The sequence below is a fragment of the Bradyrhizobium uaiense genome, assembly GCF_010811875.1.
In the GTDB taxonomy this organism is placed as follows: domain Bacteria; phylum Pseudomonadota; class Alphaproteobacteria; order Rhizobiales; family Xanthobacteraceae; genus Bradyrhizobium; species Bradyrhizobium uaiense.
This window is the reverse complement of the sequence record NZ_VKHP01001177.1, coordinates 1-228: the sequence shown is the minus strand read 5'-3', so window position 1 is coordinate 228 and position 228 is coordinate 1. Positions and strand designations below refer to the sequence as shown.

The following is a 228-nucleotide window of genomic DNA, read 5'->3' as shown; positions in this document are numbered from 1 at the left end:
TCCTGCAACACCGTCGCCTCGCACACGCGGCGCGGAAAAAAAAGAATCAACGGGCCTCCGCCTCAACCAACCATGCCCGCAGTACGTCACGCCATCGTCGATCTCATCCTTCGGCCGCCGTCTCAGCGGTGCCCACACTGCCGAAAACAAATCCTTGAAAAACACCGGTACAAATAGATTCTGCCAAAGTAGTGCTAGACTTCGCAGCCGACTTCGGGAGGACAACCG

The 228-nt window shown here is 57.0% G+C and carries 1 pseudogene; it reads left to right on the top strand.

The features are described from left to right. Positions 1 to 158, top strand: a pseudogene (locus tag FNJ47_RS49195) (IS701 family transposase); the annotation flags it as partial. Positions 159 to 228 lie beyond the last annotated feature (70 nt).